This is a genomic window from Maricaulis sp. D1M11, assembly GCF_047308265.1.
GTDB lineage: Bacteria > Pseudomonadota > Alphaproteobacteria > Caulobacterales > Maricaulaceae > Maricaulis.
The window spans coordinates 1-2,995 of the sequence record NZ_JBKQWY010000015.1 but is presented as its reverse complement, the minus strand read 5'-3'; the positions used below and the strand labels follow the sequence as shown (position 1 = coordinate 2,995).

Here is a 2,995-nt window from a genome sequence, read left to right as displayed (position 1 = left end):
GGCCTGCGCAGCTGCGCCAACGAAGGTGCGGGAGCTAGCCTCGGCGATGGCGAGTACATCCCTTCCGCGAATATCGGATTCCGTCCCGCCAGAGTGCCGTATATCTGCCCTCAATCCCGCGAGATAATCGCTGAGCCCCTCTGCAATCGCTTCCCCAATCGTCTGCCCAATAAAATCTGGCAATGCCGCTAGGATATTATCCCCGAAATCAGCGCCATCGAGGCGGGACCCAGCGACAGCAGCGGTTGTCTAGAACCCCACTAAAACAGGGACACGCACCAATTCTCCGCGCTAATCCCCACGCTTCGTCGGGGGCCACGGGGTTTGGGACGCAGCGGAGGTGCGGGCTGCGGCGCACGCAGCGCGTTCACGTTGAAGTTCGCCATGTCGGCGCGCAGACCTTCCTCGGTCTGACGCTGTTTTTCCGGATCAATGCAACCTCGGCAGCTAATCGCGCCCGCGATGGCGCTTCCGATGGATTGGCCAATGACGCCTGGGAGTGCAGCGATGACATTATCGCCGAAACATACTTCTATCCTTGCTGGACAGTCGTGACCTGCTCCGCGTTTTTCCTAATCTTTAAAGTGAGCTTGAGCATGCTTTTGTAGCTGCTTACCCCGCTCATTAAGAAGCTGTAGAAGGTCACTCCCTTGTTTGATCCAGAATTTTTCGGACGCAGGGAACATGCTTTCGGGGTAGGTAATCGCAAAATCAACAAGCTCCCCCGTCCAACCATCCGGCACGTACTTTTCTAGCCGCAGGCCATCCGCATAAAAAGCACCTACAGACTGATTGTCAAAATCTACAAAAATTACGGGAAAAAGATCTTTGACATCCCACCACGACTCGGCTGCCGAATATCTCCGCGCGAGCTCAGAACTCAACTGATCCTTTGGAAGCTCAAACTTCTTCATTCCTTCCAAAAACTTAGGCGCTGTTTCAGCATCTACGGTACGGATTCCAAATCTGAAATTGTCATTGAACTCCGGAACGTCATACCCCGCAGCAATGAATTCTGATCGCCACTTTTCGACATCAAGAACCCACAGATCCACTTCGCTTCTGTACCAATGAATCCTTCCATTGCAGCGGGCCACTGCAACTACCCACTCTTCGGTCTCATCTCGCATTTCAATCACCAGTTCTAATTACCACACCCGATCCTTCAACAGCATACTCCTCTAGCCAATCCGCCCAAACTGGCGGGAGTTCATATGTACGCCCCGGCTGGTTCGGGTCAACGATCCTAGGCGCCATCCCGCCTTGGTTACGCGGATTGCTGCGGTACAATAGTTGAGGCACCGCCTCAGTTTGCACAAATTCGTCAAGCCAAGTCGGAATTTTAAATCCAACAATTTCGCCACCAGGTCTTCTGGATCGAAGATAGTATAGCGCGTGGTCCGGATCACCTATACTTATGTTTAGGGTGGCCCTTTGAATTCGAGGATTTCCAAAGTGATCTAGGCTGATCAAGGGCTTACTGGAACGCGTCCCTGATGAACCTTGTACGCGGAACACCCAGCTTGTCTCGGACGGCAGCGGCCCGGAGCTGATATCATCTAAATGAACAAGCTGGCTCCTCGGCCCCAGCGTCACAATGTCATCCACAGCGCGCGCGCCCCGCCCCAGATTGCCCACGCCATGGCTACCAAAAGCCAAGTCTGCGCCATAAAAGGCGAACTCTCCGAACCGGAAATAGGCCATGTCGAAGACATTGTCTTCCGGCTGTGGAATTAGATCGAGGCGCGGGCTTCCGAGCACGTAATCCATATCAATAGGATGGGAGCTTGACGCAAAATCTACCAGGCCATTCAAAGTTTGCTGAGCGCCGTAGCCAGCACCTGCAAGTAGCCAAATCTTATCAGCTTCGGCCGCTTGCTGATGGATCTCTGCTTTGAAATCGGGTTCCCAAGCATACCTTAAGACATTGCCGTGGGCTGTTCTGATGCCCGTTTCAAGGCCTTGCAACAGGTTTCCGGGTAGATGGTAGAGCGCTCCGGGTAGATGAGACAGCCCATCGGCGAAGAGTACCGCGTCTGCCCACTCTTTACGCGGAAGGTTTAGGAGGCGCCCGAAAAGTCCTTCCGGCTCGTTCGCCTGGATAGCGTGGGCGGTGGCCACCCAAGAGTCGCTTTCTCCAGTTGTATCGGTGTTAATGTTTGACGAAGTGGCAGAAAGACCAATCGATGCAAGTATAGCGTCATCTGTTATGTAGTCACCATGACCGGTCACGTCGATCAGCAGGCTTCGGCTTCCATCCGGATTGACGATCCAGGCGGGTTGATCATCAAGATACCCGATTTCGACCCCGGAGGGCTCTCTTGTTTCGGGCGCTTCGATGTCCTCCGCGAAATTGCAGCTGTTGTGCACCCAGACGCCGGCCTCGCCGACATAATAGGTGTGGTCCTGATCCACGGCGAAGTTGTAGACGGTGGCATGGCCCTTATCGGCCGTGACCGAGATGACCTCCACCGTGTCGCCCGTGGTGTCGATCAGGCGGTCTCCGGGGCGAAGATCAGCCGCCTTGACCCACATGGCACCGGCACGCTCCAGAACGGCAAGTTCGCCCGTATTGTGGGTCGTGGCAGAGGGGGAGGTCGTGCCCGGGGAGGCATTGCCGGGGGCTTCGACCAGGCGCCGCAAGACCTCGGGCAAAGCCCGGCCGGAGGTTTCCGAGGCGCGGGCTTCACGTCGGGTGAGGGCGCGATCATCGGCTCCGACCACGGCGAAGGGGTGAAGCGCGGTGGTTTGCAGCGTTTCGGTGCGGCCTGCCCGTGATACTTCCACCGACAGGGTCTTGCGGTCGTCATACTGGTAGAGTTCGAGCACCTGGCGGCGTTTCACCGTGGCATCGCCATCCATGCGATCAGAGCGCGCATAGACCCAGTCACCCACGCGGATATCCTCGATCGGTCTTAGCCCGTCGGGCGTATGGATCGCGGTGCCAGCCACAAAACAGGCCCCTCTGGCAATGAGATCGCCGATCGTATTACCA

The 2,995-nt window shown here is 56.2% G+C and carries 2 protein-coding genes; both read right to left on the bottom strand.

What is annotated here, in order from left to right:
- Positions 1-572: 572 nt before the first annotated feature.
- The gene (locus tag RMQ97_RS15430) at positions 573-1,130 is read right to left on the bottom strand and encodes a group-specific protein (protein WP_413661795.1); all 558 of its coding nucleotides are present in this window, start codon (positions 1,128-1,130) and stop codon (positions 573-575) included.
- 1 nt (position 1,131) lies between these two features.
- Positions 1,132-2,995, bottom strand: a 1,864-nt coding sequence (locus tag RMQ97_RS15425; protein ID WP_413661794.1) for a polymorphic toxin-type HINT domain-containing protein, incomplete at its 5' end; no start/stop codon positions are given.

Coding starts and splice junctions, on each gene's coding strand:
- RMQ97_RS15430 (WP_413661795.1), bottom strand. CDS start 1,130: ATGCGAGATGAGACCGAAGAGTGGGTAGTTGCAGTGGCCCGCTGCAAT.